13 protein-coding genes are annotated in these 25,673 nt (G+C 62.7%); 12 read left to right on the forward strand and 1 reads right to left on the reverse strand.

Annotated features, from left to right (window positions below; genetic code table 11):
- Positions 1-192: 192 nt before the first annotated feature.
- The 6 genes from JM946_RS08910 (at position 193) to JM946_RS08935 (ending at position 18,523) form a co-directional block, all read left to right on the forward strand.
- Positions 193-7,821: a carboxypeptidase regulatory-like domain-containing protein gene (locus tag JM946_RS08910; protein WP_203166938.1), complete on the forward strand. Its 7,629-nt coding sequence runs from the start codon at positions 193-195 to the stop codon at positions 7,819-7,821.
- Positions 7,822-7,846: 25 nt separating this feature from the next.
- The gene (locus tag JM946_RS08915; RefSeq protein WP_218042705.1) at positions 7,847-11,158 is read left to right on the forward strand and encodes a transglutaminase-like domain-containing protein; all 3,312 of its coding nucleotides are present in this window, start codon (positions 7,847-7,849) and stop codon (positions 11,156-11,158) included.
- A gap of 9 nt (positions 11,159-11,167) precedes the next feature.
- Entirely contained in the window at positions 11,168-12,034 is an 867-nt protein-coding gene (locus JM946_RS08920) for a DUF5953 family protein (RefSeq protein WP_203166940.1), read from the forward strand.
- A 213-nt stretch (positions 12,035-12,247) separates the two neighbouring features.
- Positions 12,248-16,039 carry an ATP-binding protein gene (locus JM946_RS08925; protein WP_203166941.1) on the forward strand — a complete coding sequence of 1,264 codons (3,792 nt, stop codon included), beginning with the start codon at positions 12,248-12,250 and terminating at the stop codon, positions 16,037-16,039.
- A 309-nt stretch (positions 16,040-16,348) separates the two neighbouring features.
- On the forward strand, positions 16,349-17,782 hold the full coding sequence (locus JM946_RS08930) for a carboxylesterase/lipase family protein (protein ID WP_218042706.1): 1,434 nt from the start codon (positions 16,349-16,351) through the stop codon (positions 17,780-17,782).
- A gap of 90 nt (positions 17,783-17,872) precedes the next feature.
- A complete protein-coding gene (locus JM946_RS08935; protein ID WP_203166943.1) occupies positions 17,873-18,523 on the forward strand; it encodes a TetR/AcrR family transcriptional regulator in 651 nt (216 codons plus the stop codon).
- On the opposite strand, the gene JM946_RS30950 is transcribed toward JM946_RS08935, so the two are convergent.
- Complete coding sequence (locus JM946_RS30950; RefSeq protein WP_203166944.1) at positions 18,489-19,289, reverse strand: TetR/AcrR family transcriptional regulator; 801 nt, start codon at positions 19,287-19,289, stop codon at positions 18,489-18,491. The two genes, JM946_RS08935 and JM946_RS30950, sit on opposite strands and share 35 nt — an antisense overlap.
- 272 nt (positions 19,290-19,561) lie before the next feature.
- Between JM946_RS30950 and JM946_RS08945 the strand changes: the two genes are divergently transcribed.
- From JM946_RS08945 to JM946_RS31220, 6 genes are all read left to right on the forward strand, one after another.
- Positions 19,562-19,858 carry a high-potential iron-sulfur protein gene (locus JM946_RS08945; RefSeq protein ID WP_203166945.1) on the forward strand — a complete coding sequence of 99 codons (297 nt, stop codon included), beginning with the start codon at positions 19,562-19,564 and terminating at the stop codon, positions 19,856-19,858.
- 50 nt (positions 19,859-19,908) lie between these two features.
- A complete protein-coding gene (locus JM946_RS08950; RefSeq protein ID WP_203166946.1) occupies positions 19,909-20,382 on the forward strand; it encodes a c-type cytochrome in 474 nt (157 codons plus the stop codon).
- Between the two features lie 250 nt (positions 20,383-20,632).
- Positions 20,633-22,309 carry a DUF1592 domain-containing protein gene (locus JM946_RS08955; RefSeq protein WP_203166947.1) on the forward strand — a complete coding sequence of 559 codons (1,677 nt, stop codon included), beginning with the start codon at positions 20,633-20,635 and terminating at the stop codon, positions 22,307-22,309.
- A 4-nt stretch (positions 22,310-22,313) separates the two neighbouring features.
- Positions 22,314-23,669, forward strand: coding sequence for a DUF1552 domain-containing protein (locus JM946_RS08960; RefSeq protein WP_203166948.1), 1,356 nt, complete (start codon positions 22,314-22,316; stop codon positions 23,667-23,669).
- An 11-nt stretch (positions 23,670-23,680) separates the two neighbouring features.
- Positions 23,681-24,943, forward strand: a complete 1,263-nt coding sequence (locus tag JM946_RS08965; RefSeq protein ID WP_203166949.1) for a hypothetical protein — start codon at positions 23,681-23,683, stop codon at positions 24,941-24,943.
- Between the two features lie 148 nt (positions 24,944-25,091).
- Positions 25,092-25,436, forward strand: coding sequence for a VOC family protein (locus JM946_RS31220; RefSeq protein WP_203166950.1), 345 nt, complete (start codon positions 25,092-25,094; stop codon positions 25,434-25,436).
- The last annotated feature ends 237 nt before the right edge of the window (positions 25,437-25,673 follow it).

Below are 25,673 nucleotides of genomic sequence, written 5' to 3' on the forward strand. Positions count from 1 at the left end.
GCTCGCCTGGCATTGCCCCCAGCCCGGTTCGCGTTATGGTGCATTGTCGTTGACGGGTTCCTTCAGGTTGCTTCATCGTAGCGCCGTTAGATCAGCGGACTGATCGCAAATAGAACAAGCCACGCGGCGCCAGGGACGGTCGTCATACAAACCTCCCTGCACGCGATTGCGTGGATCGGGAGGAGCGGGATTGTGAGTAAGTACCGCGCTTTGGCCGTGGTCATGCTGTGCGCGCTGTTTACCGACGTGCTGGCGAGCCCGGAGTGGTTGCTTGCGCAAATGCAGGCGGACGGCTCGATCGCTAGCAACGCGGACACCGCGACTCCTTTTCAAAGCACCGCCGAAGCAGTCCGCTCCCTTCGCTTATTGGCGCAAGCAGCGAACGTCGATGCTCCGCAGGCCCATCTCGCTGCTCAGGCCTACCAGGGCACGGAATATTTGAGCCGCAAGATGCTCGCGGCTGCCGAAGCATCCATGCCGGTCGATGCTCTGGCCGCCGAACTGCTCACGCGCCAGAACGCCGATGGTGGCTTCGGTGAGCAGGTGGGATATCACAGCACGGCGCTGGACACTGCATTCGCGCTCGAAGCACTGGCCTCCACCGCATATCAGAACCATGCCGCCGCCAGCAACGCACTGGCATATTTGCTTCAGACGCAGAGAAGCGATGGCGGCTGGCAGCTTGGCGATGTGAGCTCGGATCTATATACGACGGCGCTCGCCGTGCGCTCGTTGCATCCGTATCGCGCGCGGTTTGCCGGTGTTCAGGCGGTGATCGCCAGCGGCAATAACTTCTTGCTTTCGCGCCGTGGCGCGGATGCGCTGTGGGGCGAAGATTTCGCCAGTGCGCAGGCGTTGCTGACACTGTCGATGACGCTCAGCGACGTTTCCCAGCTGCATCAGAGCGAAGCGGCATTGAGCGCGCGGCGTCTCGTAAACACGAGTTGGTCGAATGACGTGTATGCGACCGCGCTCGCGCTACGCGCGTCGCATATCTTCGATGCAAGGTCGGGCGGGTCGGGTGTTCCGACCACAGGCGGCGCGATCACAGGTTACGTTTTGCGCGCGGGATCATCGGCAGCAATCGAAGGCGCGACGGTCTCGGCCGCCGGCGCTCAGGTGCTCACGAACTCCGAGGGACATTTCGTCCTGTCCGGTGTGCCGGCGGGTGAGCACACGCTCTCGATCCAAAAGAGCGGTTACAACGCAGCGACTCGTGCAGTCACGGCGATAAGCGGCCAGTTCAGCAACGCAGGCACTATTCTTCTTGGCCAGTCGGTGCAAGACGCGCTCGTGCGCGGACGCATCTACGACGCGCATGACTTGAGCGCGCTGGCCGGTGTGACGATCACCCTCACGGGCCCCGCGAGCGCGACAGTAACGAGCAATGCCCAAGGTGAGTTCGAGATCGGCGGCATTGCCGCTGGTACTTACGCCGTAAATTTCCAACGCTCGGGGTATTACAGCGGCACAGGCACGCTCGACGCGCCGTCCGGTTCGATCGCATCGATTCAGCAAGGCATGACGCGTGAAGGTGCGTACCTGGACGAAAGTCCGGTCACGCTCGTGGGCCGCGTGGTCGACGGCGTCACGCGTCTGCCTGTCGTTAACGCGCAACTTACGCTCGATGGCGCGCCTGCCGGCTCATCGCAAGCGGATGGCGCGTTCCAACTGTCCGCAGTGGAACGAGGCAATCATCGCATCGAGATCAGCGCTTCGGGTTACACAGGTGCAACCTACTCGTTCTTGCTTGCGCCGGGCGCCGCTGGTGCGCTCGGCGACCTGCCGATCTTCGCAGCAACACCCGATTCTGCGGCTTCCACGCTTACGTTGGTCGGTACGGTCGTGAACGGTCTCGACAACCGACCGCTTGGGGGCGCCACTGCGCAGGTCGTGCAGACAGGGTCGACAACGCAAACCAGCGACCAAGGCCGCTTCGAGCTCGAGGGTTTGACGCTTCTGCAGTTCGATCTGCTCGTGTCGGCGCCGGGTCATGAAACGCGCACGTTCGCGCTCTCCGCTTCCGGCTTCGGCGAAGTCGCCGGCACATTTGCGTTGCCTCCGCTCGGCGGCGATCCTGAGGCAACTGTTTCGACGCTGCGTGGTGTGGTGCGGGATTCCGTGACGAGCGAACCGCTTGCAAACGCGAGCGTTCGAGTTGCCGGCACTACTGTGTCCGGTTCGTCGGGCACAGACGGTTCATTCGAGCTGACGGGCATCGTGGAGCGAGAGTTCACGGTCAGTGCAGCACTCAGTGGCTACAGCGAGCGCAGATACGACGTCAAGTTGAGCCAGCACGGTGTCTACTCGGTCGATGTGACTCTGACGCGTGAGCCTGGCGCGGTCACCGATTTGTTCGATGTCGTGTCCGTCGTGCCGACGCACACCAACACCGGCGCCCACACTCAGCAACGTTTCGTTGCTCGCATCGCCAACCTGAGCGACGAAGCGAGAGCTGCGCTGGTGATTGCGGAGGTGTTCGATGCGTCGGATGAGTCAGTCGCGACCTCGACGCCCTTCGCCGTCGGTACTGAAACGCCTGCGACGATGTTCAACTTCGCGGCGGGCGAGACGCTCGAGTTGACCATCCCGTGGAACACCGCCCAGTTCGCGCCTGGCTCGTACCGAGTTCGCGTGCGTGTGGTCGAGCCCGGCACCAACACGATGGCATTGCCCGGCGGTGTTGTGCTTGCGCAGGGCGAAACCACCGGAACGGTCAATGCGACGAGCAGGATTGGCGGCGGCATGACTTTCGATCCGCCGCTCGCTCAGGCCGGCTCCACGCAGCCTGTGCGTTTGTCAGCGGTCCTGATGAATCAAGGCAACGTGCCGCTGACCGGCCAGGCATTCTCGATGAGCGTTCTCGATCCGGCCAGCGGAGCGACGCTGCATACCGTGCAGGCCGTCGCTGCGATGCTGGACGTTGGCAACAGCACGTCGCTCGATTTCGGCACTTGGGTGCCGACGCAAACGGGCGATCTGCCCGTGACCATTACGGCGCAGACCGCCGACGTTACAGGTGTGATCAACGGCGTGCTGTACGTCGGCGACAAGGCGACCGGTACGTTCACCGTCGATCGCAGCGTCGTGCCGATGGGCACGCAGACAGTCCGCGCAAGCATCCAGATGCGGGGCGTCGATGTGCGCACCGGTACGAGCACCGATCCGCTCTTCCTCGCCGTACGTGAAGCCGTCCGCAAAGGAGGCGTGTACGTGGCTCAGCAGGCGCCTGCGTGGAACGAGTTGAATCGCTGCCTGGGATGTCACATCCAAACCCAAAGCATCATGGGATTGGCGGCCAGCGTCGATAAGGCCGACATCGATCCCGCCGCTCTTAAATATCTCTACAACGATATCGCCGGCGCGGCGCACGGTAATGGCGCTTTGATCGCCAGCCATCCGGAATTCAGTTCCGTCACCAACTCCCTCGGCGTCTGGTCCCTGAGCGGGTGGCGCGATGCGCCTCAAGTGTTCCGCACCATGTATCGAGCGGCCAGCTTCCAGCTGAGCACGATGACAACGTCGGGCGACCAGTCTTACTGGACCTCGAATCACTGCATGGGCTGGTGGTGCAACAACGAAGGTCCGACGATGGCCTCCACCAAGGGCTTGACCGGCCTGCTGCGCATGTCGACCGAGCTCGGCTCGCAGACCGTGACGGACTACACGTTGCAGCCTGCGCACGAGCTGGGCAGCGCCAACCTGATGGATTTCGAGCAAACCGCGGACGGCACCGTATGGTACGTCGAGTACGCCGGTACGCTGTATGCCCGCAATCTGCAGACCGGCGAACGGCGCACCGTTGCCACTGGAATCACCAACGCCTATGGCCTGGCGATGCTCGCCGACAACACCGCGTTCGTGACAAGTGGCTCGCGCATCGTGCGCATCAACCCGGATGGCACGCGCAGCGATCTGGTGAATGTCGGAGGCAACGCCAACCTGCTCGACATCGTCCTCGCTGCTGACGGTTTCCTGTATGTCGCCGACTTCAACAATCACCGCATTCTGAAAGTATCTCAGGCGGGAGCGTTCACAGTGTTCGCCTCGGGCGGGCTGATGGCTCAGCCGGTGGGCCTGGTGTTCGACGAGCAGAACAACCTGTATGTGGCGAACTACGGCCGCTTCAACATCCTGCGCATTTCGCCGGCGGGGCAGGTGGCGTTGTTCGCACCGGGCCTGCCGTATCGGCCGGTGTGGATCCGACGCAGTCCAGACGGCGCGTTCTACGCCAACTCGGAACATCTCAACAATCAAGGCTTCTCGCCGTCCGGGCTGTGGCGAATCGATGCGGACGGCGTGGTTGAGCGCCTGGTCACGATGGATTCCACCAATCGGTTCGGTTACAGCGCGCTGAATTTCATCGACGACGAGCTGTATTTGAGTCATGAATCCAGCCGCCGTCTCTATCGAGTGGCGACGCAGCCGTTGGCTACGCCGCAGCTCGCGCAAATTCCTCCTGCGCTGGCGCGCATCGCGCGCTTCACGATCGCTCGTCACCAGACCAACAGTGCGAGCGACATCCATGCGATGCGTCTGATCACCCTCGCGGAAGCGCGGCCACATGTCGCCGATCCGGCGCTGGTGGCGCAGATCGACGCGGCGATCGCTTATATCGACAACTTGCTGAGGCAGCGTCAGCGTCCGGATGGCGGCTGGGCTTATGCGAACGGCGGGACTGTCAGCGATCCATACACGACCGCATTCGTCGGGCTCGCGCTCGAGTACACGCATCCGTCGGTCAACGATCCGGTGATCCGTAACTCGATCGCATATCTGCTCAATCAACAGAGCGCCGATTTCAGCTGGCCAGTTCAGAACAACGTATTCCAGACGCGGCTGGGACCGACCAGCTTCGTCATGGCGTATCTGCCGCTGGCGCTGGAGCGCCTCGGTGGCATCGACACCGATCTGACGGTGGTGATGCCGCCTGACATTCAACTCTCCAATCCGAGCCAGGCGCCGGCATCGCAGACGCCGGTCGCGGCAGGCACGGAGTATCGGTGGTCGATGCAAGGCGTGACCGCGAACGCGCGGACCGTGAGCTTCGACGCGACGTTGTCGAACATGGGCTATCGGGAAACGCGACCGGTCGCGGCTGCGGCCTATCTGCAGTTCAGCAATTCGTTCACTGGCGAAACGTTGCGCTCGGATCTGGAGATTCCGACGGTTCGCGCCGAGAGCGACCTGGTGCTTTCGCTGAGCACCGGGCAGAGCGCCTATGGCGCGCATTCGGAGGTTGCGATCAGCAGCGTTGTCACTAACGCGGGACCGGCTTCCGCATCTGCGCAGTTGCGACTGCTGATTCGTGCGCCTGACGGCTCGATCGTTGCTGAGCTGCCGCCGCTCTCGGTGGGAGCGCTGACGACGGGCGAATCTGTCGCTGTGCCTGCGACGTGGAACACCGGCGCGCTGCTGGCGGGCGGCTATCAAGTGTATGGTCAGTTGTTCAACAGCGCGTCCGTGATGACGAGCGAGGCAGTGGCTTCGTTCCAGGTCGTGCATCAAGGTCCGGTCGTGTCCGCTGTCGTTGCTGCCGACAAGCCTGTGTATCAGGCGTGGGATTCCGTGCAGCTGACGGGACGGGTTCGAAACGCGAGCGCGAACGTCATCCTGGCGGACAGCATCGCCGAGCTCACCGTGCGCAGCCCGGCCGGCGAAGTGATATTCACCGGCAGCTACCCGGTGAGCTCGATGCCGCCGCTCACACTGCGCGATGTCCTCGATCATGTCGGGCTCGCCGATGCTGCTACTGGCGCGTATGGCGTGGAGCTATTCGTTCGCGATGCGTTCTCACGGGCGCTGCTTGCGACCGCGACCACGCAGTTCGAAGTGCAGCGCGATGAATTGCAGGCGCTGCGGGGCGCTGTGACCGTGCAGAGAACTCAGGTCGAGCGAGGTGCTTCGAATGTTTGCACCGACTCGGTCACCAACATGGCGGCAAGTGCGTTGCCTGGGGTCGTGTTGGCTCAGAACCTGGTGGATCTGGACAGTGGAGAGCTCTTGCAGTCCGCTCTGGTCACGCGCGATTTCGGCGGCAGGCAACAGCATCTGCTGACTCGCAGTATTGCGACCGGTGCGCTGGAAGAGGGCGGTTATGCCTGCGTGCTGACGGCAACGTATAACGGCCGTACTCAGCAGCTCGGTTCGGTCGGTTTCGAGGTCGTCCAACCTGCGATCCGGATCGATGCGACGTTGACCAGCGAAGGTCGCGGTCGCTTGCTGGTGTTGATGGATGAGAAGGGTGGTTGGCCGTGCACGCCGCTGCGAGAGGTGGAACTGTGGACACCGTTCCGCACGCGCTTGCCTGCGGATGCGCGCGTCGATGTTGAGTTACTCGATGACGAAGGCCGCCGCGTGGACTTCGAATCGGTAGCACTGCGGCACTATCGCGGCACGGTCAATCAGCGGCGCGGGTCGGCCGCTGACTTGAGCATCGTCGGTGTGTCTTCGGATGTACTGACGTTGCAGGTGGCGAGCGGGGCTGGCCTGGGTGCAGGTTATCGCATCGTGGCCACGGCGAGCGCAGATTCGCTGCCGCCGGTCGTGATCGAGAGCAATGTGATGGGCTCGAGCTGCGGCTGGCATGCGGGCATCGGGGCGCGCTTCGGCGACTTCCATTGCTCCGGTGGGCGTACGCGCTCCGGCGCCGGATTGCCGGCGCCGCTCTCGACATCGCCGACGCTGGCTCAACAACGCGCCTTCCTGGAGGAACGGCTCGATGAGCAGGGCTGGTCGTACAAGATCGTGACGGACGATGAGGCGTTCGAGCGAGAGCTGCGCTCGGGTCAGTATGCGCAGTACGCATTGTTCTCCGAACACGAGAAACTCGATGAACAAGTGCAGAAGGAGTTGCGAGAAGCGGTGTATCGCGGCGAAGGGTTGCTCGATGCGGGTCAGCACGATCATCGTCATCACAGCTTCGATGCGGCGCTGGGCATCAAACCTGTGGGCCATCACTCGCACGCAAAGTCGGTGACGATCACGTCGCCGTGGAGCACGATGGGCACGGTAGCACTGGCGACCGAAAACAAGGCGCTGCGTATCCGGCTGGAGGGCGCGCAGCAGATCGCTCGCTTCGAGCGTGACCGTGGACGCGAGCACGATCGTGGCGGCCACGGGCAGACCGAAGATGCCGCTGCTACTTCGTACACCTACGGTCGCGGCAAGAGCGTGTACGTTGGTTATGACCTGCTGGCCGAAGCCACTCACGCTGGCAAGGACAGCCTGCATGCGCAGTTGTTAGTCGACGCGCTCGCTCACGTGGCGCCGGAAGTTACAACCGCCCACGCCGATGGCGTGGTTCCGCTGCGGTTGACCATCCAGAACCGCGCAACGGCGACGTTAGGTCGGGCGCTGCTGCCCCTGCCAGCGGGTGTCAGCTTGGTCGACGCGGGCGATGCGCAGGTCACGAATGGCGTGCTGTCGTGGAGCTTCGAGCTGAGAGAGAACGAGCAGCTGACGTTCAGCGCCTGGGTCCGCCTGCCAAATCGTGCCGGCGCGGTGACCTTCGACGCTGGAGTGCAATCGGGCGCTGAGCCGAACTTCGTCGATCAGGCGCAGCCGCGGCTGACGCTGAACGCAGTCGAGCGTGACTCCGTCGCGGACGCCCGCGCGACGGCGCAGACGAGCATCCGCTTTCTGCTGGTGAAATTCTGGCTCGACAAAGCGCAGTTCTGGCTGGATCGCGGCCGCCCGGAGTTCGCCTTGGCGAGCCTCGTGCAAGCGAGCAGCGAGGTCATCAAGGTCTCGCACGCCCAATCGCAACAGCTGCGCTGGCAGATCGACGATGCGATCTGGGTGGTAGGCAAGCAGCTTTGACATCAAACCAGGATGCGTAATGGCAATGGCAAAACACAAGGAACCGTCGAAGTCCGACACGATCGTCAGCGCCGAGAGCTGTCTCTTCACACGGATCGTTTCGTGCGTCACCTTGCTCGCCTATTGCACCGTGACGCTATCGCCTGCGGCGCAAGCGACGGAGTCGATGCCTGCGCCTCCGCCTGCGTTGCCTACCGTCGTGCAGCCGCTCGCGGATCCGCATGCCGACAATCTCGACCGACTGCGTTCAAGGTTGCAGTCGCTTACACAGCAGCACGTCGACAAGCAGTCTCTGCAGGAAGAGAAGCGGGAGCTGCGGCAGCTTGCGGCGGAGCTCACGGCCCTGCAGGCACAGGAGTTGGCGCAGCTCGAAGCAGACGAGCAGGAGATCAAAGCCAGAAAGCTGCCCGAATCGATCCTGGAGCGCCATCGCGAAACCGTGGCGCGCTTCAAAGCCCAGGCGGAGCAGACGCAAGCCGAACTGGCTGAGATCGATGGGGCCGCCGAGAATTCGCCCGCGCTCGGCGAGACGGCGACCACGCTGCGCACGCGGCTCGAGCGCACACAGACGAAGCGTCGCCACCAGCGGCTGGACCCGTCCAGTCTGCCGTTCCGTACTCCTGCAAAACAGACGCGCCAACCCAAGACTGCCGCGGATGAATTCGCTGCGATGTTTGCCGAGCCCGTCGCCGGCGTGAAGCTTGCGTCCCTGCATCCTGCGTCGGTGTTCATAGCTGCGCAAGCGAGCGGCACAGTTCCCGGACCCGAACATCTTGCAGCCACCGTGGATGTTCAGCTGACGCCTGCCATTAGCGAGCTCGCGCAACAGCTGAACAACAATCCGGTCGAGATCTATCAATGGGTGCGCAACAACGTGCAGTACGTGCCCACGCAAGGAAGCATCCAGGGTAGCGCGATGACCCTGGAGATGAGGCAGGGTAACGCGTTCGACATCGCGTCGCTGCTCATCGCACTGTTGCGCGCTGCCGGCATTCCGGCGCGGTATGCGTATGGAACGATCGAAGTGCCGATCGCTCAAGTGATGAACTGGGTGGGAGGCATGACATCGCCGAATGCCGCACTCGATCATCTCGCTCAGGGCGGCGTTCCGGTGCTCGGCCTCGCGCAGGGAGGCGTCATTCGTGCCGCACGCATGGAACACGTCTGGGTCGAGGCATTCGTGGATTTCGTGCCGAGCCGCGGCGCTCGCAATCGCACGCCCGACACGTGGGTGCCGATGGATGCGAGCTTCAAGCAGTACCGTGCGATTCCGGCATTGATCACGCCTGAGCTCACCGCCGAGTTGCAAGCTGTAGCCAACCAGTATCTGCAAGCCGCACAGGGGTCCGATGGAGCCTTGACCGGCTTCGATACCGCTGCGCTCGAGCAACCGCTGGCCGCGTTTCAGGAGCAGGTCGCCGCGCTGGTCGGTGGGACCAGCGAAAAGTTCATGCTGGAGGAGTTCGTCGGCGGAAGAGAGATCATCGCCACGTCGGCTCCGGTCCTGAGCGCATCGCTTCCCTATCGCGTCGTCGCGCGCGGACCGACCTGGGCGGCGTTGCCGGAATCTCAACGAGTGATCGCCAGAGTCGAATTGCTGAACGCGGGCTTGCACGGCGACGATGGCGCGCAGTTGTTCGCTGCCAGTCTGCCCCTGCCGACGCTCGGTTACGGATCGCTCCACCTGACGCATGTTCCTGCCACGCCGGATGACGCGGCAACGTGGGATAGCTACACGTCAGCGGGTGCGACGGAGTTTCCTGCTTATTTGATACGCGCCCGCTCGCGGCTGACACTCAACGGCAATCTGTTGGCGGAGTCGGGTTCCATCGGCCTCGGCGAAGATTTGGTCCTGCGGGTGAGCTTCCAGGGACCGTTCGGCGGTCCTGTGAGGTCGGCACAGTTCTCCATCGTCGCGGGCGACGAAGTGCAGATCGGCGTCAACGGCGGCGGGCTCACGCCGGATCAGGGCCTCGAGCTGCGCAACCGCACCGGTCTGGACTCCGCGGAAGGCAATTTGTATGTCGCGAACAAAGTGTTCTGGACGCAGGCCGATTTCCAGCAACGCCTGCTGGCGCAGTTGAGCAATGCTGCCGTCGCGCGGCTGCCGTCCGTCGGCATCTTTGCCGCGCCGATCAGCATCGTCTACAGCTTCGGTATACCTCGCCGCGCGAGCTATCACTCGCGTCAGGTTGATGTGAAGCTCGCACAGATGAGCGCCTCCTCGCTCGACGGGGATGCCGAGAAGACACGCAGACTCGTCATGCATACGGGCATGACGCTGTCTTCGATCGAAGGCGCCGTGATCGAGCAGGTCTTCGGCAAGCGCATCGGCCACGGCTCCAACACGATGCGGCTGCTCGAACTGGCGAACAGCAACAACGTGCCAATCTTCCACATCACGGCTGCCAACCTGGCGAGCGTCAGGCCCAGGCTGCAGCACTCCCCGGACGTGATGGCCGATATCAACAATGCCGTGTCCGCCGGTCTGGAAGTCGTGATCCCGCAGTTCACGCAGACCAACGGAACATGGACCGGCAGCGGTTACATCATGATGGATCCGCACACCGGCTCCGCAGACTATCGGGTCAGTGGCGGGTTGAGCGGCAACTTCGACGACGAAGCCTGCGGACGCCAGACGCAGCCCGTGCGCGTGACCGTGCCGGATATCTCCTTCATCTGGTGGCTGCTGTTTGGTTACCTGGTCGACGAAGATTACAACTTCAACGGCGTCGGTCTTGCCACCGTGGTGGTGGAAGTGATCCTGGTCGGAGCGTTGCTCGCAATCGTTGCGCCCGTGGCCGGAGCGGCTCTCGTGGCGGGTGCGCGTGCCGTGGCGCCGTTGGCCAGGGCGACGTTCACCGCAGTCGCGGCGGCATTCTCGGGGCTCGCGTTCGCTGAGGTGGAAGACGATTGCAGTTGCCAGCCGCAGCCGATGAACCGGCGCAAGGGCGGCACATCGCCGTTCACCTTGCGACACAATGCGTGTGCGGACCGGTACACGGACTTCCCCGGCGTCGATGTCGAGTTGCGCGATATTGCGTTCGACGGCTGGATCGTCGCAGAGGACAAGCTCTACGAGATCAAGACCGGTACGTTCTACTCGGTGATCTGGGCGCTTGCCGGCAATCGCCCCTCGGCGAGGAGATTCCTGGATGTGCTGCTCGGCAAAGCCATCTATGATTTCTATCGCGAGCGGGTGCCTTCCGGGCTGTGCGGCATCGAGTTCGGCTTTGGCGTCAGCGATCCCGTTCTGATGCTGGACATGCAGAACTTCTTTATCAACGATGCTGGCAATCCGCTGGACGCGGCGCGAGTGTTCCCCAACGGTTGCTGAGCGCGAGTCATGTTGTCGATGGAAGATGCCGACCAGCCCACGATGCTTCGCCTGTGGATACCGGCGACGGCCGATTCGTGGGCCGCGCGCTTCGAGGAGGCATGCAGCCTTCTCGAGCGCAGGGCGGAGCTGCCTCAGGTGGCGATTCGCACTGGTTATATCGCCTCTACCGATCGCGAGGAGATCGTCGAGAACCGGCTGGCGTTCCTTCAGGACACGCTGCGCGATCCCTTCCGGCAGGTGATTCTTTCCAACGGCAGGGGCATTCGCTACACCCGGGCAGGCGCGCCGATCGATTCTGGCCGAGTGCTTGTGAAGGGCAATTTCATGACGCCCAACCAGTCGTCGTTCGATCTGTCGATCTATTTTCCCGCCGTTGCCTGGAGCGTGCGCGAACAGCTGCTCGCCGAGCTTGGCGACACGCTGCAGGCACACAGCGGCGAGCTCACGCCCCGACGAGCCGAGCTCACCTTCATGGATTTGTTCCGTCTTGCCGACTGGCCGGCGCAAGCGCCGGGACGGCAGCGAACCGAGATCAGCCTTCGGCCGCTGCACGAGCTCATGCAGCAGCTCGATGTGCGCATACCGGCGATCAAGGCTGCCGCTGTCGGCGGCGTTCGCGAGTCGGACCTGCAGCCGGAGCGGCTTGGATGGTCGAACTACTGGTCGGAGGCCACGGCTCGCTGGCTCGGCTTTCCCGATCCGGATCGGGATCGCGAGCTGCTGCAGCGCTCGCAGCGAACAGCAGGCGGTGCATGGCTCGTCAGGACCACACACGAGCCACTCGATCTCACGCGCGCCGAGCACGTTCGTTGTGTAGCTGAGCTCTATGAACGATTCCCGCGCCTCGGGATTCGCTTTCATCACAGCGGGTGACGGCGCCGGTCCCTCCACTGCGAGAAGTGACCTGATCTGGATTCGGTTCGACCTTCCCCTGCGAGATGCCGCGCTGATTGGCTATGATATTGGCCCAGCGTAGTTACCGAATGAAAAAGGGTAATGGAGCCAGACAACAAGGTCGGAAGCTCCCGCGGGCGATCCGACGCAACGGCGCTGCGTGCCGCAGACGTCGTGGTCGGCGGGGGCGAAATGGGCGAGCTCATTCGCGCCCTGGATTGGTCCAAAACCCCGTTGGGACCGATCGAGGGCTGGCCACAGAGCCTGCGCAGCGCGCTCAGCATCCTGTTGCCCTCGAAGGCGCAGATCGCGTTGTTCTGGGGCGAAGAGCTGATCACGCTCTACAACGATGCCTATCGTCCGGTATTCGGCGCGAAGCATCCCGATGCGCTGGGCAAACCGATCCGCGACTCCTGGGACGAGCTCTGGCGCGCCGGCTTGAAGGAGATCTTCGATGGCGTGCTGACGACGGGCGAAGCGTTCTGGGCCGAAGATCGGCCGTTCTTCATGGAGCGCTACGGCTATCTGGAGGAGACCTATTTCGGCGTTTCATACGATCCGGTGCGCGATGAGACTGGCCGCGTCGGCGGCGTGTTTTGCATCGTCAACGAGACAACCGGACGCGTGATCGGGGAGCGCCGTCTGCGCGCGCTGCGCGATCTGGGTCAGATCGGGGGCAACGCTCGTCGGGTAGCGGATGTCTATCCCGCGGCCGCAGAGGTGCTCGCGAATTACTCGACCGATCTGCCCTTCGCATTACTGTACGCGCCCTGCGACGGATCGCGCCTGACGCTTGCCGCGCGGGTCGGATTGCCGCAGGAGTCGCCGGCAGCGCCGCTCGAGATCGAATCAGGCGCGCAGTCGGGGTGGAAACTGGATGCGGAAGCGATCGTGCTGTCGAGCGTCGATCTCGAGCGCTTCGGGCCGCTGCATGCCGGGTCGTGGCCCGAGCCGATCAGGCAGGCAGTCGTGCTGCCGTTCGCGGCTGCGGGCAATACGTCGCCAGGCTACCTGATCGCAGGGATCAGTCCGCGTCGCGCATTGGACGAACACTATCTGGACTTCATTCGGCTCGTAGCCGGGAATATCTCCGGCGCGATCGCGAGCGCGCGCAAAGTGGAGGACGAGCACAAACGCGCCGAAATGCTCGCCGAGCTGGATCGCGCCAAGACCACGTTCTTTTCCAATGTGAGCCACGAACTACGCACGCCGCTTACGTTGATGCTCGCGCCCCTCGAAGAAATCCTGCAGCGCGCCGACCTCGACCCTCAAGAACGTCAGCTGCTCACGTACGTCCAGCGCAATTCAATGCGATTGCTCAAGCTGGTGAACACGTTGCTGGATTTCGCGCGGCTGGAGGCCGGCCGCATACAGGCGAACTACGAGCCAACCGACCTGGCGCAGCTGACGCGCGAGCTGGCGAGCAGCTTCCGTTCGGCGATAGAAAAAGCCGGGCTGCGCTTCGAGGTGCAATGCGAGCCCTCGAGTCGCGCCGTGTACGTCGACCGGGACATGTGGGAGAAGATCGTCTTCAACCTGCTGTCGAACGCCTTCAAATTCACCTGGCGCGGCACGATCGCTCTGTCCCTGCGCGAGACCGCGAGCGGCGCTCGACTGGAAGTGCGAGATTCGGGGACGGGCGTTGCCGAGTCCGAGCTGCCGCACCTGTTCGAGCGCTTCTACCGAGTGCCCAAGGCGCAAGGGCGATCGAACGAAGGTACCGGCATCGGTCTTGCGCTGGTGAGCGAACTCGTCAAATTGCATGGCGGTTCGATCTGCGTTCGAAGCACCGAAGGCGCCGGCACGACGTTCACCATCGAAATACCATTCGGCTCGAACCATTTGCCGAGTCAGCAGGTGCGCACGCACCCCGAGCTGCGCGAACCGTCGACTACGGTCAGTGCTTTTCTCGAAGAGATCGGCGCATGGCGCGAGGACGAGCGGAACGAGCTGCCGCCATCGGTGCAAGCGGCACAGCGGCGCGAAGCTCCGGAGGTTGCTCCGGTCGATGCGAGCATGGATCGTCAGCGGATCCTCGTGGCCGACGACAATGCGGATATGCGCGAATATGTCAGTCGTCTGCTTCGCCCGCAATTCGATGTCGTGACGGCTTACGATGGAGTTGAAGCGCTCGAGCTGATTCGCGCGCGACCGCCGCACCTGGTGCTTTCAGACGTCATGATGCCGAGGATGGACGGCATCGCGCTGCTGCAGGCGTTGCGACAAGACTCCGCGACCGTCGATATCCCTGTGATCCTGCTGTCGGCGCGCGCCGGAGAGGAAGCCAGAGTCGAAGGACTCAATGTCGGTGCGGACGATTATCTCGTCAAGCCGTTCAGCGCGCGTGAGCTGCGGGCGCGCATCGTGGCTCACACTCGATTGGCCGAATTGCGCCGACAGGCGCAGCGAGTTCTGAAGGAAGCGGAGAGCCTGCGCTGGCGAGCGGCGCATGAGCAGATGCGTCTGCAGCGCGATGAGCTCCAGCGCATTTTCCAGAACACGCCTTCGTTCATGGCGGTCATGCGCGGCGAGGATCTGGTGTTCGAGCTGGCGAATCCCGCGTACGAGAGGCTCATCGGATATCGGGAGCTGATCGGCAAGCGTCTCGAGGATGCAATGCCGGAGCTCGCCGATCAGCCCTATCCGCAGCTGTTGCGGCAGGTGATGGTAACCGGCACGCCGTTTGTCGGTCGCGAGATGCCGGTCTTGCTGCAGACGATGCCAGGTCTGCCGCCCGAGCAGCGCTATGTCGATTTCGTCTACGTCCCGATGACACACGGGGGTGGAGAACCTGCGGTGCTTGCGGAAGGCTACGACGTCACCGACCGTGTGCGTGCGCAGCTTCAGCTCCAGGACGAAAGCAAGCGCAAGGACGAGTTCCTGGCCACGCTCGCACACGAGTTGCGCAATCCGCTCGCTGCGTTGTACTCGGCTGCGCAACTGCTGATTCGAGCGGAGCAAAAGCCGGCGGTGGCGGCGATCGCGCGCGACGCGTTGACTCGGCAGGTCGACCTCATGGCCAGATTGCTGGACGATCTGCTCGAGCTTGCTCGCATCACGCATGGACGGCTGCAGCTTCGTCGATCCGTCGTTTCGGTGCAGGAGACGATCGACGCGGCGCTCGAAACATGTCGGCCGATGATCGATGCGAAGCGGCACTCGTTGACCGTCCAACGTTCGCCTGAGAAGTTGTGGGTCGATGCGGACCCCGTGCGCCTTGCGCAAGTCTTCTCGAATCTATTGACCAATGCCGCGAAATACACGGACGCGGGAGGATCGATACGAGTGAGCTTGCACGCAGAGGGCGATCGGGCAGTCGTGACGGTCGAGGACAGCGGGATCGGACTTTCGTCGGAAGCCTTGTCGCGCGTGTTCGAGATGTTCTCGCAACTGAAGCCCGCGCTGGAGCGCTCCGAAGGCGGTCTGGGAATCGGCCTTGCCCTCGTCAAAGGGCTGATCGAACTGCACGACGGCTCGGTCGAGGCAAGGAGCGCGGGCATCGGCCATGGCAGCGAATTCATCGTCACACTGCCGCTCGTTGGCCCGCCGCCTGGAGCGACGGCTAGGCAGGCAAGCAGCACGGTCGATGCAGGAGGGCGGCTGGGTACGCTGAAAGTACTGATCGCCGATGACAATGTCGACAGCGCGCAAAGTTGGTCTGCGATGTTACAGCTCGAAGGTTTCGATACCCGTGCAGTCCATACCGGCTCGGACGCCGTGAAGGTTGGCGCTGAATTCCAGCCCGATGTTGCCTTGCTGGACATCGGCATGCCCGAGCTCAACGGCTATGAAGTCGCACGACAAATGAGAGCGACACCCTCGGGCGCGCGCAGGCTGTTGATTGCAGTCACCGGCTGGGGACAGACGCACGATAAGCAAGCCGCGCTCGAAGCGGGGTTCGATGCGCATCTCACCAAGCCAGTCCAGCTGCAACAGATCGTCAGGCTGATCAGTGAGCATGCGAGCGCGGCGAAGCGCGATTGATGGCTGTCTCGTGTACACAGTGCTGGTGACAATCCAGGGCCGGCCGGATTCTCACAAAATCATTGTCTCTGTGCAGCCGTGAACGACGCTGATGCTCGCATCGTGGAACGAGCTGGCCGCCCTGCAAAGGGTAATTGACGAAAGCACCAGTAAAGAATATTAATGGCCCATTGCCGGTCGAGTGCTTTTCCGGCGCAGGCGCGTAGCACGGCTCCAAAGTCCCACTAGAGGTCGTGCGCGTGCACGGCTGGAGCGGATCTCTGCACCTGCTCGGTTGCAGAGATCCTTTTCTCCGATCAGGGGGGACCTATGATGCGAATGTGGATGACCGCCGTGGTAATCGCGGCGACGACCTCGGCGCCGATACTCGCGCAATCGCAGGCAACGCAGGAAGGTGCGCCGGCGCCCGTCATCGTGAAGATCGACTCTGGCGTTCTCAGGGGTGAAAGCCGTGATGGCGTCAATGTGTTCAGAGGCGTGCCGTACGCGAAGCCTCCGATCGGAGTTTTGCGTTGGAAGCAGCCACAACAGCCCGACAGTTGGCCCGGTGAGCGCGCGGCGATTGCGCATGAACCGCCATGTCCTCAGCCCGTGAACATCGACGGCAAGTCCGCCAACGCGGGCGGTGTCGTCGGGCCACAGTCCGAGGATTGTCTATATCTGAGCATCTATGCGCCAGCAAAGGCGAACCGCGCGCCCGTGGTTCTGTGGCTCCATGGCGGCGGAGCATTCCTTGGCTCGGGTCAGCTTGGGTCCTATGACGGCACGTCCAATGCCAGGCGCGGCGTGATCACTGTCTCGATCAATTATCGGCTCGGTGCACTAGCGAACTTTTCTCATCCGGCGCTCAGTCGGACGGCCGGAGCTCAGGACGCGCTCGGCAATTTCGCTTTGACCGACGCCGTCGCGGCGCTCCAGTGGGTCAAGCACAACGTCACTGCGTTCGGCGGCGATCCCAACAACGTCACCATCGCCGGCCAGTCCGCAGGGGGTGCGATGGTCGTGAACCTGCTGTCGATTCCTTCTGCCAGGGGTTTGTATCACAAAGCGATAATCCAATCTGGCGCGTTGCTTCGGCCGGGGCAAAGCATGGCCGATGCGGAAAGTCGGGGCGTGGAAGCTGTGAAAGCGCTCGGCTTGCCCGCCGATGTCACCGTAGAACAACTGCGCGCCGTGTCGGCGCAAACGTTTGTTTCGTCCGAGGCGACGCGCAGAGGCGTGGCAACCCCGATCGACCACCGATTCCGAACGACTACGACCGGCGAGGCGCTCAACGCAGGGACCGAAATCGATGTGCCGGTCATGGTGGGATCGAACAGCGGGGAAGCCGGATTCGATGCTGCGCGCGCTCTTGCGCGTCTCACCGGCGATACAGGCGCGAGCGCATGGCTTTATCATTTTGCTTACGTGCCCGGGTTCCGGCGCGATGAGTGGCAACAAGGCGCCATCCATTCCGCAGAGCTCATGTTCACATTCGACTCGATCGATACATCCAGTTGGGCCGCGAGCGCCTCGGGCAAAGCTGATGCCGCGGATCGCGCGGTCGCAGAACGGGTGCAGTCGTGCTGGATCGCCTTCTACAAGATGGACCCCAAGGCCAAGGCCCTGCGCTGCGCCGGCGATGTGACGTGGCCGGCTCATACCGAGGCGACGGATGCGACGCTGCAATTCAAGGAAACGGCGCGGATCGTGAAGTCGAAGACGATTCCCGACGGACCGTCGACGGCGAACGCCCGTAGCTGATGTGCGATTTACAGCCCCTCGGCCCCCCGGGGCGGGCGCCACGCTGTAGAAGTTGAACAACTCAGCATGCGCGGGCTATAAGGGCTGCGCATGAAAACGCGCTCGCCCACGACAACCGAGAAAAAGGCCGAAACCACCAAGGCCAAGCGCCTCGCTCCTGAAGTGCGGCGCGCCCAGATGCTCGATGCGGCAGCGAAAATGATCGTGGAACAGGGCTATCTGCCGCTGCCGGTCGAGGAACTCGCGCGCCAGGTGGGCGCAAGCAAGGGACTGATCTACGCTTACTTCCCGTCGCAGTACGACCTGTTCAACGCGTTGCTGGAGCGCGAGATTCACAGCCTGTCGCTCGGTGGCCTGGACACGGCCTCCCAGGTACAAGATCTCGAACAAGCCGCCGTCTTGTGCGCAATGCTCTATTTCGAGCACGTGGCGCGCAGCGGTCCGTTGTTGAACATTCTGATGACGGACCTTTATATGGCGGGGCACTTGAGTCCGCAGGTGCGTCGCTCCTGCGAGCAGATTGCGGAGCGCCTGACGCGCCTTGCCGCCAGCCAGCTACCGTGCAGCCGGGAAGAGATCCATGCGGCGATCGAGATGATGACCGCCATTCCAGATGAGGCCGGCCGGCTGGTATTCCATCGCGAGCTCGATCAAACCACCGCGCGTCAGATCTGTCACAGCCTCATTCTGAGTTGCTTGAAGGCGCTCAGGGCGCCCGAGAAGGTGAAGATTCCCGACTGACCAGGTCGCGAGAACCTTGCAGCATCATGCTCAGGCAGAGCCGCTCCGCGGATTCCACCGGGATGCGGCCGTCGGCGACGATCTTGCCAGCACGCAGGCACAAGGTCGTCAGCACGACAGTCGTGCCGAGGGCGAGTGGCTTGGGAATGCCGTAAAGCGAGACGAGTTCCTCCGCATGTGCATGGAAGCTATCGTCCTGTTCCTTGCGCCGCTCGCTGCGTAGCAAGGCGCGCACCTCGGGATTGCTGATCAGCGTTTGCAATAACGCTCCCCGTCGGCCGATGTGGCGCAGATATGTCCTGGTCATGCGGGTGATCCGCTCATAGTGATCGTTGGAGCGCTGCTCATCGGCTTGCCGCGCTTCGCGGATCCGCTTGAACTCGCGCCGCGCAAGCTCCACGAACAACTGCTCTCGACTACCAAAATAGTTGTACGCAAGCGTCTCGCTGATTCCGGCCACGGCGGCGATGCGCTTCATCGTCGCCGCATGCACGCCCCCCTCAGTGACGAGTTGCTGGGCGATCTCGATCAGTTGCTCGCGCCGAGCTTGCGGATCCAGGCGGGTGCGTACCCGACGCGACGCGGCCCGTTCGCCAGGAATAATGATATGGGTGGCTTTGATATCCGGGGCGAGGGGCAACGGCGGCTTGGTGACGCTTTTGCGCGCGGCTGCCTTCGCCCAGTAACCCCGCGGCGGATAGGGCACCAGCAGGCGATTGCAAATCTTCGTCAAGGCATTGCCGCTCAAGCCGAACTCGTCGGCCACCGCGCTGATCGGCTTCGACCAGACGCGCCGGTACAGCTCCTTGCGAGTCAGAGTGATCGGCGCTTTGCGGCTCATCGTGCGATTCATCGGGCGGAGGTGTGGAATGCAGCGACCCTAGCGGTCCGGGCTGCCACAGTCAAATCACGCGTCGACTGCAGTACGGTTCGAGTGCGTGCACCCGGAGCGAGGCCGCGCCGGAGAGTTGACTATCTAACCATTAATGATTCAAATGCCCGCCGTCGGTTGCCACAATCACATCGGGCGGGGGACTCATGGCCAGTTGCGATCGTCGCAGATTCATCACTTACGGATTGCGTGCTTCGGCGCTCATCCTTGCAAGCGCATCGGCGCGCGCGGCGTGCGTCGACCCAGACGAAATGAGTGGCAGCGTGCAAAGCATGCGCGAGTCTCTCGAATACACCGACAGCGCGCCGGACGCCAGTCAGGCCTGCAGAGACTGTGCTTATTTCAAACCCGTCAAAACCGGCGACAGCTGCGCTCCTTGCGAGGTTCTCACCAGTCCGGTGAGCGCGTCGGGTCATTGCGTGTCCTGGACCAAGCGCAGCTGAAGCTGCTTCGATCTCACCTGTTCGGTCACCGCTCGGCTCAACAAACAAACATGAATTCCAAGCTCAGCCTCAGCATCCTCCTGGCTATCGGTATCTGCTCCGGCGCCGGTGGTCTTCTCGCCGACGAAGAGTTCGATCCGCAACCGGTGATCGAAGGTCGGCAATCAGCGTTGCGCGACATCGGCGCGGCCTTCAAAGGAATCACCGATGAACTGAAAAAGACCGCGCCCTCGTTGCCGACGATTCGTCAGTATGCGCGGCAGATAGACGATCTGACCAGGCAGCAAAGATTCTGGTTTCCGGCCGGCACCGGACCAGAGTCGGAGATCGAAACGGCGGCCAAGCCGGAAATCTGGCAACAGCCCGCGCAGTTCCAGGCCGCGCAGACAGCCTTCGCCGAACAAGCAGGAAAACTTGCGAAGGTCGCTGCGGGAGATGATATCGGGGCGATCAAAGCGCAGTGGCGAGCGCTCGGACAAACCTGCAAGAAATGTCACGAGTCGTTCCGCGCCGAGGACGATTGATCGTAGCGCGCGCGTCTTGGCTGTCCTGTTCTGCCAGGAGGATCAGCGCATACCGAGAATGCACGCAGATCTGGGTTTTGCGTCGCAGGAAAGGAAATCTGTCGAACCAAAAAGACCGGACCGACCCTGGTTACGTCAAGAATGTTTTTCGGAGCCGTAACGGTAATTGACGGTCGCTCCAGTAATGTACTACGGTCGGTCTGTGCGATGCGGCGCTCGATCAGTGGCGCCGCCGCCGGGGGGACGGACATTGGTCAAGAAGACGGTTTCAGTGTTTGCGCTGCTCGGAGCAAACATTCTCGGCGGCTTCGCCATTCAGGCCGCGCCAGTGCAGGGCGCTGCGCAGGCGCCAGCCATGACGGTGGGTGTACGCCGGATCACCGAGACGCAATACCGACATACCATCGCCGACGTATTCGGCCCGGCGATCAAAGTCGAGGCCCGTTTCGAGCCCGAGCGCCGCGAAGAAGGGCTGCTTGCCCTGGGCAGCGCAATGCTGTCGCTCACCTCGTCGGGCTTCGAACAGTACTTCGCGCTCGCAAGATCGATCTCCGAGCAGGTGCTGAGCGAGCAGGGGCGCGAGACTGCCGTTGCCTGCCAGCCCACAGATGCCGCTAAACCCGACGCTGAATGCGCTCGCCAGTTTGTAGCGCGCTATGGTGAGTTGCTGTTTCGTCGCCCGCTGACGCCCGCGGAGATTCAAAGCCGCTTGAACATCTCGGCGCGCGGAGCGAAGCAGACTGGAGATTTCTACGCCGGCCTCGAGCTGGCATTGACGAGCCTGTTGGTCGCACCGGAGTTCCTTTTCAGGATCGAGTCGGCCGAGCCCGACCCTGCAGCCCCCCACCAGTACCGGCTCGATGCATTCTCCAAGGCGACGCGCCTGTCCTTCCTGCTGTGGGACACCACGCCGGACGCCGAGCTGCTGTCCGCCGCCCGCAGCGGTGCGCTCCATTCGCAGGATGAGCTCGAGCGACAGGTCGACCGCATGCTAGCTGCGCCGAAGTTTAATGACGGCGCCCGGGCCTTTTTCGCCGACATGTTCCAATTGGATGGCTTCGGCAATCTGGTCAAGGATCCGAGCATTTATCCGAAGTTCGATCAGTCCGTGGCGGAGGCCGCTCGCGAGCAGATGCTGTTGCGTACGATCGATCTGCTGGTGCGCAGGCAAGGCGACTACCGTGACCTCTTCACTGCACGCGACGCCTTCCTGAACCGCTCGCTCGCTGCCGTTTATCAGGTTCCTTACGCGTCCAGGGCGCAGTGGATGACGTATGTGTTCCCGCAAGATTCGGAGCGCTCCGGGATTCTGACGGACATCGGCTTTCTGGCGCTGCATGCCCATCCGGGCACCTCGTCGCCGACCAGGCGCGGCATCAAGGTGCTGGAAATTTTCATGTGCCAGGCGACGCCGCAGCCACCGGCGAACGTGGATTTCTCGACCGTGCAAGACAGCACCAAGGGCACCGTGCGCGGACGCCTGCTCGACCATATGGAAAACGAAGGCTGCTCGGGGTGCCATCGCCGCACCGATCCGCTCGGACTTGCGCTGGAGCATTTCGACGGCCTCGGACAGCTGCGTACGATGGAGAACGGCGTGCCCATCGATGTGACGGCGCAGCTCAAGAACATAACCATCGAGGGAGCTCGCGGCGTCGGGGAATATTTGCGCAACGAGCCGAAGGTGCCGGCATGTCTGGTCCGCAATGTGTATTCGTATGGCGTAGGCGAGAAGACCTACGGCCGCGACAAGGCGTACCTGGCAGAGCAGACCAAGGCCTTCATCGCGAGCGGCTATCGCTTTCCCGCGCTGGTCCGGCAGGTCGCCTCGAGCCCCGAATTTTTCAAAGTGATCGCACCGAAGTCGAAACCCAAGGCGCCCGTTGCCGAGGCAACGGTCACGCAGCTGCAATCCACGGTGGAGTAGTTCGATGAAACTGCGTTTCGATCGTCGCTCGGTTCTCAAGGGCATGCTCGGCGGCTCGGCAGTCTATGTCGGTCTGCCGGTGCTGGATGCATTTCTCAACAGCAACGGCACGGCGTTCGCAGGCGGTGCGCCGCTGCCGGTCAGGTTCGGCACATACTTCTGGGGATTGGGCCTGACCGATACGCCGACCGGCGGTACCCGCTGGGTGCCGACGAAAGTGGGACCGGGGTACGAGCTCATGCCCGAGCTCGAGGCGCTCCAGGCGGTCAAAGACAAAGTCTCCGTCTTCTCCGGATTCCGGGTCATCGGCGACGGGCGCGCCAACCTCGTTCATTGGACCGGGCATGCTGCGATCCTGTCCGGGGTCGCACCCGCGACGGCGACCAGGTTCGACGCCGCGTCCTTCGACACTAAGGTCGCCGATGCGATCGGCACGTCCACTCGCTTCAAGTCCATCGACATCGACGCTTCGGTGTCGCGCCAGCCGGTGAGTTACTCGACACGCACCGGCTCGACATTCGCATCTCCCGATGCGACGCCGCTTGCGCTGTACACACGTTTGTTCGGTCCGGACTTCCAGGATCCGAACAGCGATGACTGGAAGCCGAACCCCTCGATCATGTTGCGCCAGAGCGTCCTGTCTGCCGTGACCGAGCAGCGTCGGGCATTGATGATGGGGCTCGGCAAGGAAGATCAGATGAAGATGGATCAGTATTTCAGCTCGGTCCGCGACCTGGAGAATCAGCTCGCGGTTCAGCTGCAGAAGCCGGAGAAGCGCGAAGCGTGCGTGCTGCCGCAAGCGCCGCAGGACCCGACGCGTGTCTCATCGGTCGACATCGTCAATTCAAATACGAAAGTCATGGCGAAGCTGCTGGCGATGGGCCTGGCCTGCAATCAATCCCGCGTGTTCACTTTCGTGCATACCTCCGGCGCCTCGGAAACCTATCTGCCCGGCCAGAGCAAGATCTATCACCAGATCACTCACGACGAGCCGACCGATGCGCAACTTGGCTACCAGCCGGAAACCAGCAAGCTCGCCAGCGAGGTCATGAAGGGGCTTGGCGTGTTTCTGGGGGAGCTGGACGCGATCAAGGAAGGCGAGGGCACGCTGCTGGACAACTCCATCGTGCTGGCGTTCAGCGATACGGGATACGCGAAGATCCATGCGATCGAAAACATTCCGATGTTCCTCGCCGGCCGGGCCGGTGGACGGCACAAGGCCGGACAGCACATCGCCGGCAAGGGCGATTCGGTGACCCGCGTATCGCTCACGGCAATGCAGCTTGCCGGGGCGCCGGTCGGCGAGTTCGGCGTCGGGTCGATGAAGACCTCCAACCCGATTGGCGAAGTGATCGCGTGAGGGCGAGCACCATGAAGCGGACCGAGCGAGCCTTCTTTGCGGTGGCTGCATTCGCGGCGCCCTGCGTTGCGATGGCGGCATGGACCAAAACGTATGTCGTCGAGTGGAACGAGCCGGCGATGTACTACGGCGGCAAGAGCGGCGTCATCGATCCCGGCACGGATTGTCCTTCGGGCACCAATCCTGAGATCGATTGGGTCAAGGTGATGATGGATGCCGGCTATACGCGCGAGGAGGCGGAGTGGCTGCGTAATCCGGCCAATCCAACGCGCAGTCCCGTGCATGGCCAGAATCAATTGGCGTTTCGCGGCAAGGACCGTGCAAACGTTTACGTCAACCCGACTTCGACGCCCGATCCCGGTCTGGTGGGCGTGAGCGGGACGATCGCCGAAGGCATCGATCTGGATGGCGATGACGCCACCGGCTTCACCAGCCCGGACGGTGAGAAGGGCGTCGACAACAATTTCTATAAGACACTCGGCTGTTGGAAGACCTACCGCGGTCCACGGCGACTATCGAGCGGCGCTCTGCAATTCAACGATTCCATGCGCAACGGCGCCTGGACGACGCTGATCGTGGTCGCGGGCCGGGGCGACGACCCGATGAACGACAGCAACGTCACCGTCGGGTTCTATGCCAGTGACGACAAGATGGTGAAGGACGGTAACAGCAACATCGCCCGTGACTACACCTTCAGTATCAAGCCGCACGCCAGGTACGAGGCGATCTTTCCTGCTCGGGTGAACAACGGCGTGATCACTTCCACCAAGCCGGTCTCGGGCGTACTGCGCGAGCCGGCGTACTGGCGCGATCTCGAGCTGGAACGCGCGCAAATCAAGCTCACGATGCAACCTGATGGCTCGCTGACCGGTTACGTGGGTGGCTATCGGCCATGGGAGCATGTTTACAAAGGCTGGGTGAACGCGCGAGGCCCGGTGATCGAGGCGCTCACGTGGGTGCAACTGCCCGGTGTTTATTACGCGCTACGTCGCAATGCCGACTACAGCCCGAGCGGGGCGAAGGGCGAAAAGACTCACATTTCATATGCGCTGCGTGTCGATGCGCTGCCGGCGTTTGTCATGACGCCAGACGCCGCTCAGCAGGTCGCCGCCGTGGAGTCTTACAAGTCTATCGCGCCTCCGGACACCAGCCGCACGGCGGGACTGTTCTCGCAAGTCGTCGACGGGTTGTTCATCGATCCGAAGGCGCAACAGCAGGCCGGACCGGATGCCGTGATTGTGCCGCCCGCGAACCTCGCCACAGCGAAGGAGTAGACGCGATGCGCTTCATGAGCAAGGTGAGAATGTCGCGCTTTTTTATCGCCGCGCTAGCCATTGCCGCTGCACCGGTGCTCGCAGAGACAAAGATGCGGCGGCGGGTGACGAAGTCAAACCAATCCGTGTGTCCGGGCTGGGCATACGTGTGAGCGATCTGGAACGCTCGAAGAAGTTCTATACGGAGGTGCTCGGCCTGAAAGTCGGCGCGAAAGTGCCAGCAGAAGGGGAGCCTTACGAGTACCTGCTGGGCCTCACCGGCAACATCCGCGAGGACACATTGGTCGTGATTCGCAAGGGCGAGGTGAAGCCAGGCGCCACCGAGTTCGGCTCGATCACCATTGTGGTTCCGAACGGGCGCAAGATGGCGGAGCGTGTCGTCGCGGCGGGCTATCGGGCCGCACGTCCCATCGGCGATGGAACCAACTTCGTACGCGATCCTGACGGCTACCTCATCGAGTTGTATCAGCGGCCCGCCGCACGACCCAAGTAATCCCGACGTACGGCCCGGTTTCGCTCCGCGGGCGAAGCAAGCAGCAGTACACACGGGCTCGAATCAGTACTGGTGAGGTCGTCAATAAAGAGGTTAAATAGACGTAGGGTCGACCGCGCCGAAAGTGCGCCGGTGTTGAGAAAAGAAGCTCATAGATAGCACGAAGTCGGCGCGAGAGCATCGCGGACGGATCGCGATGGGGTCTGTTCGCTAATGGTGTGAGAGTCGACCGGAACG

The organism is Steroidobacter gossypii, from assembly GCF_016801985.1.
Taxonomy (GTDB): domain Bacteria; phylum Pseudomonadota; class Gammaproteobacteria; order Steroidobacterales; family Steroidobacteraceae; genus Steroidobacter; species Steroidobacter gossypii.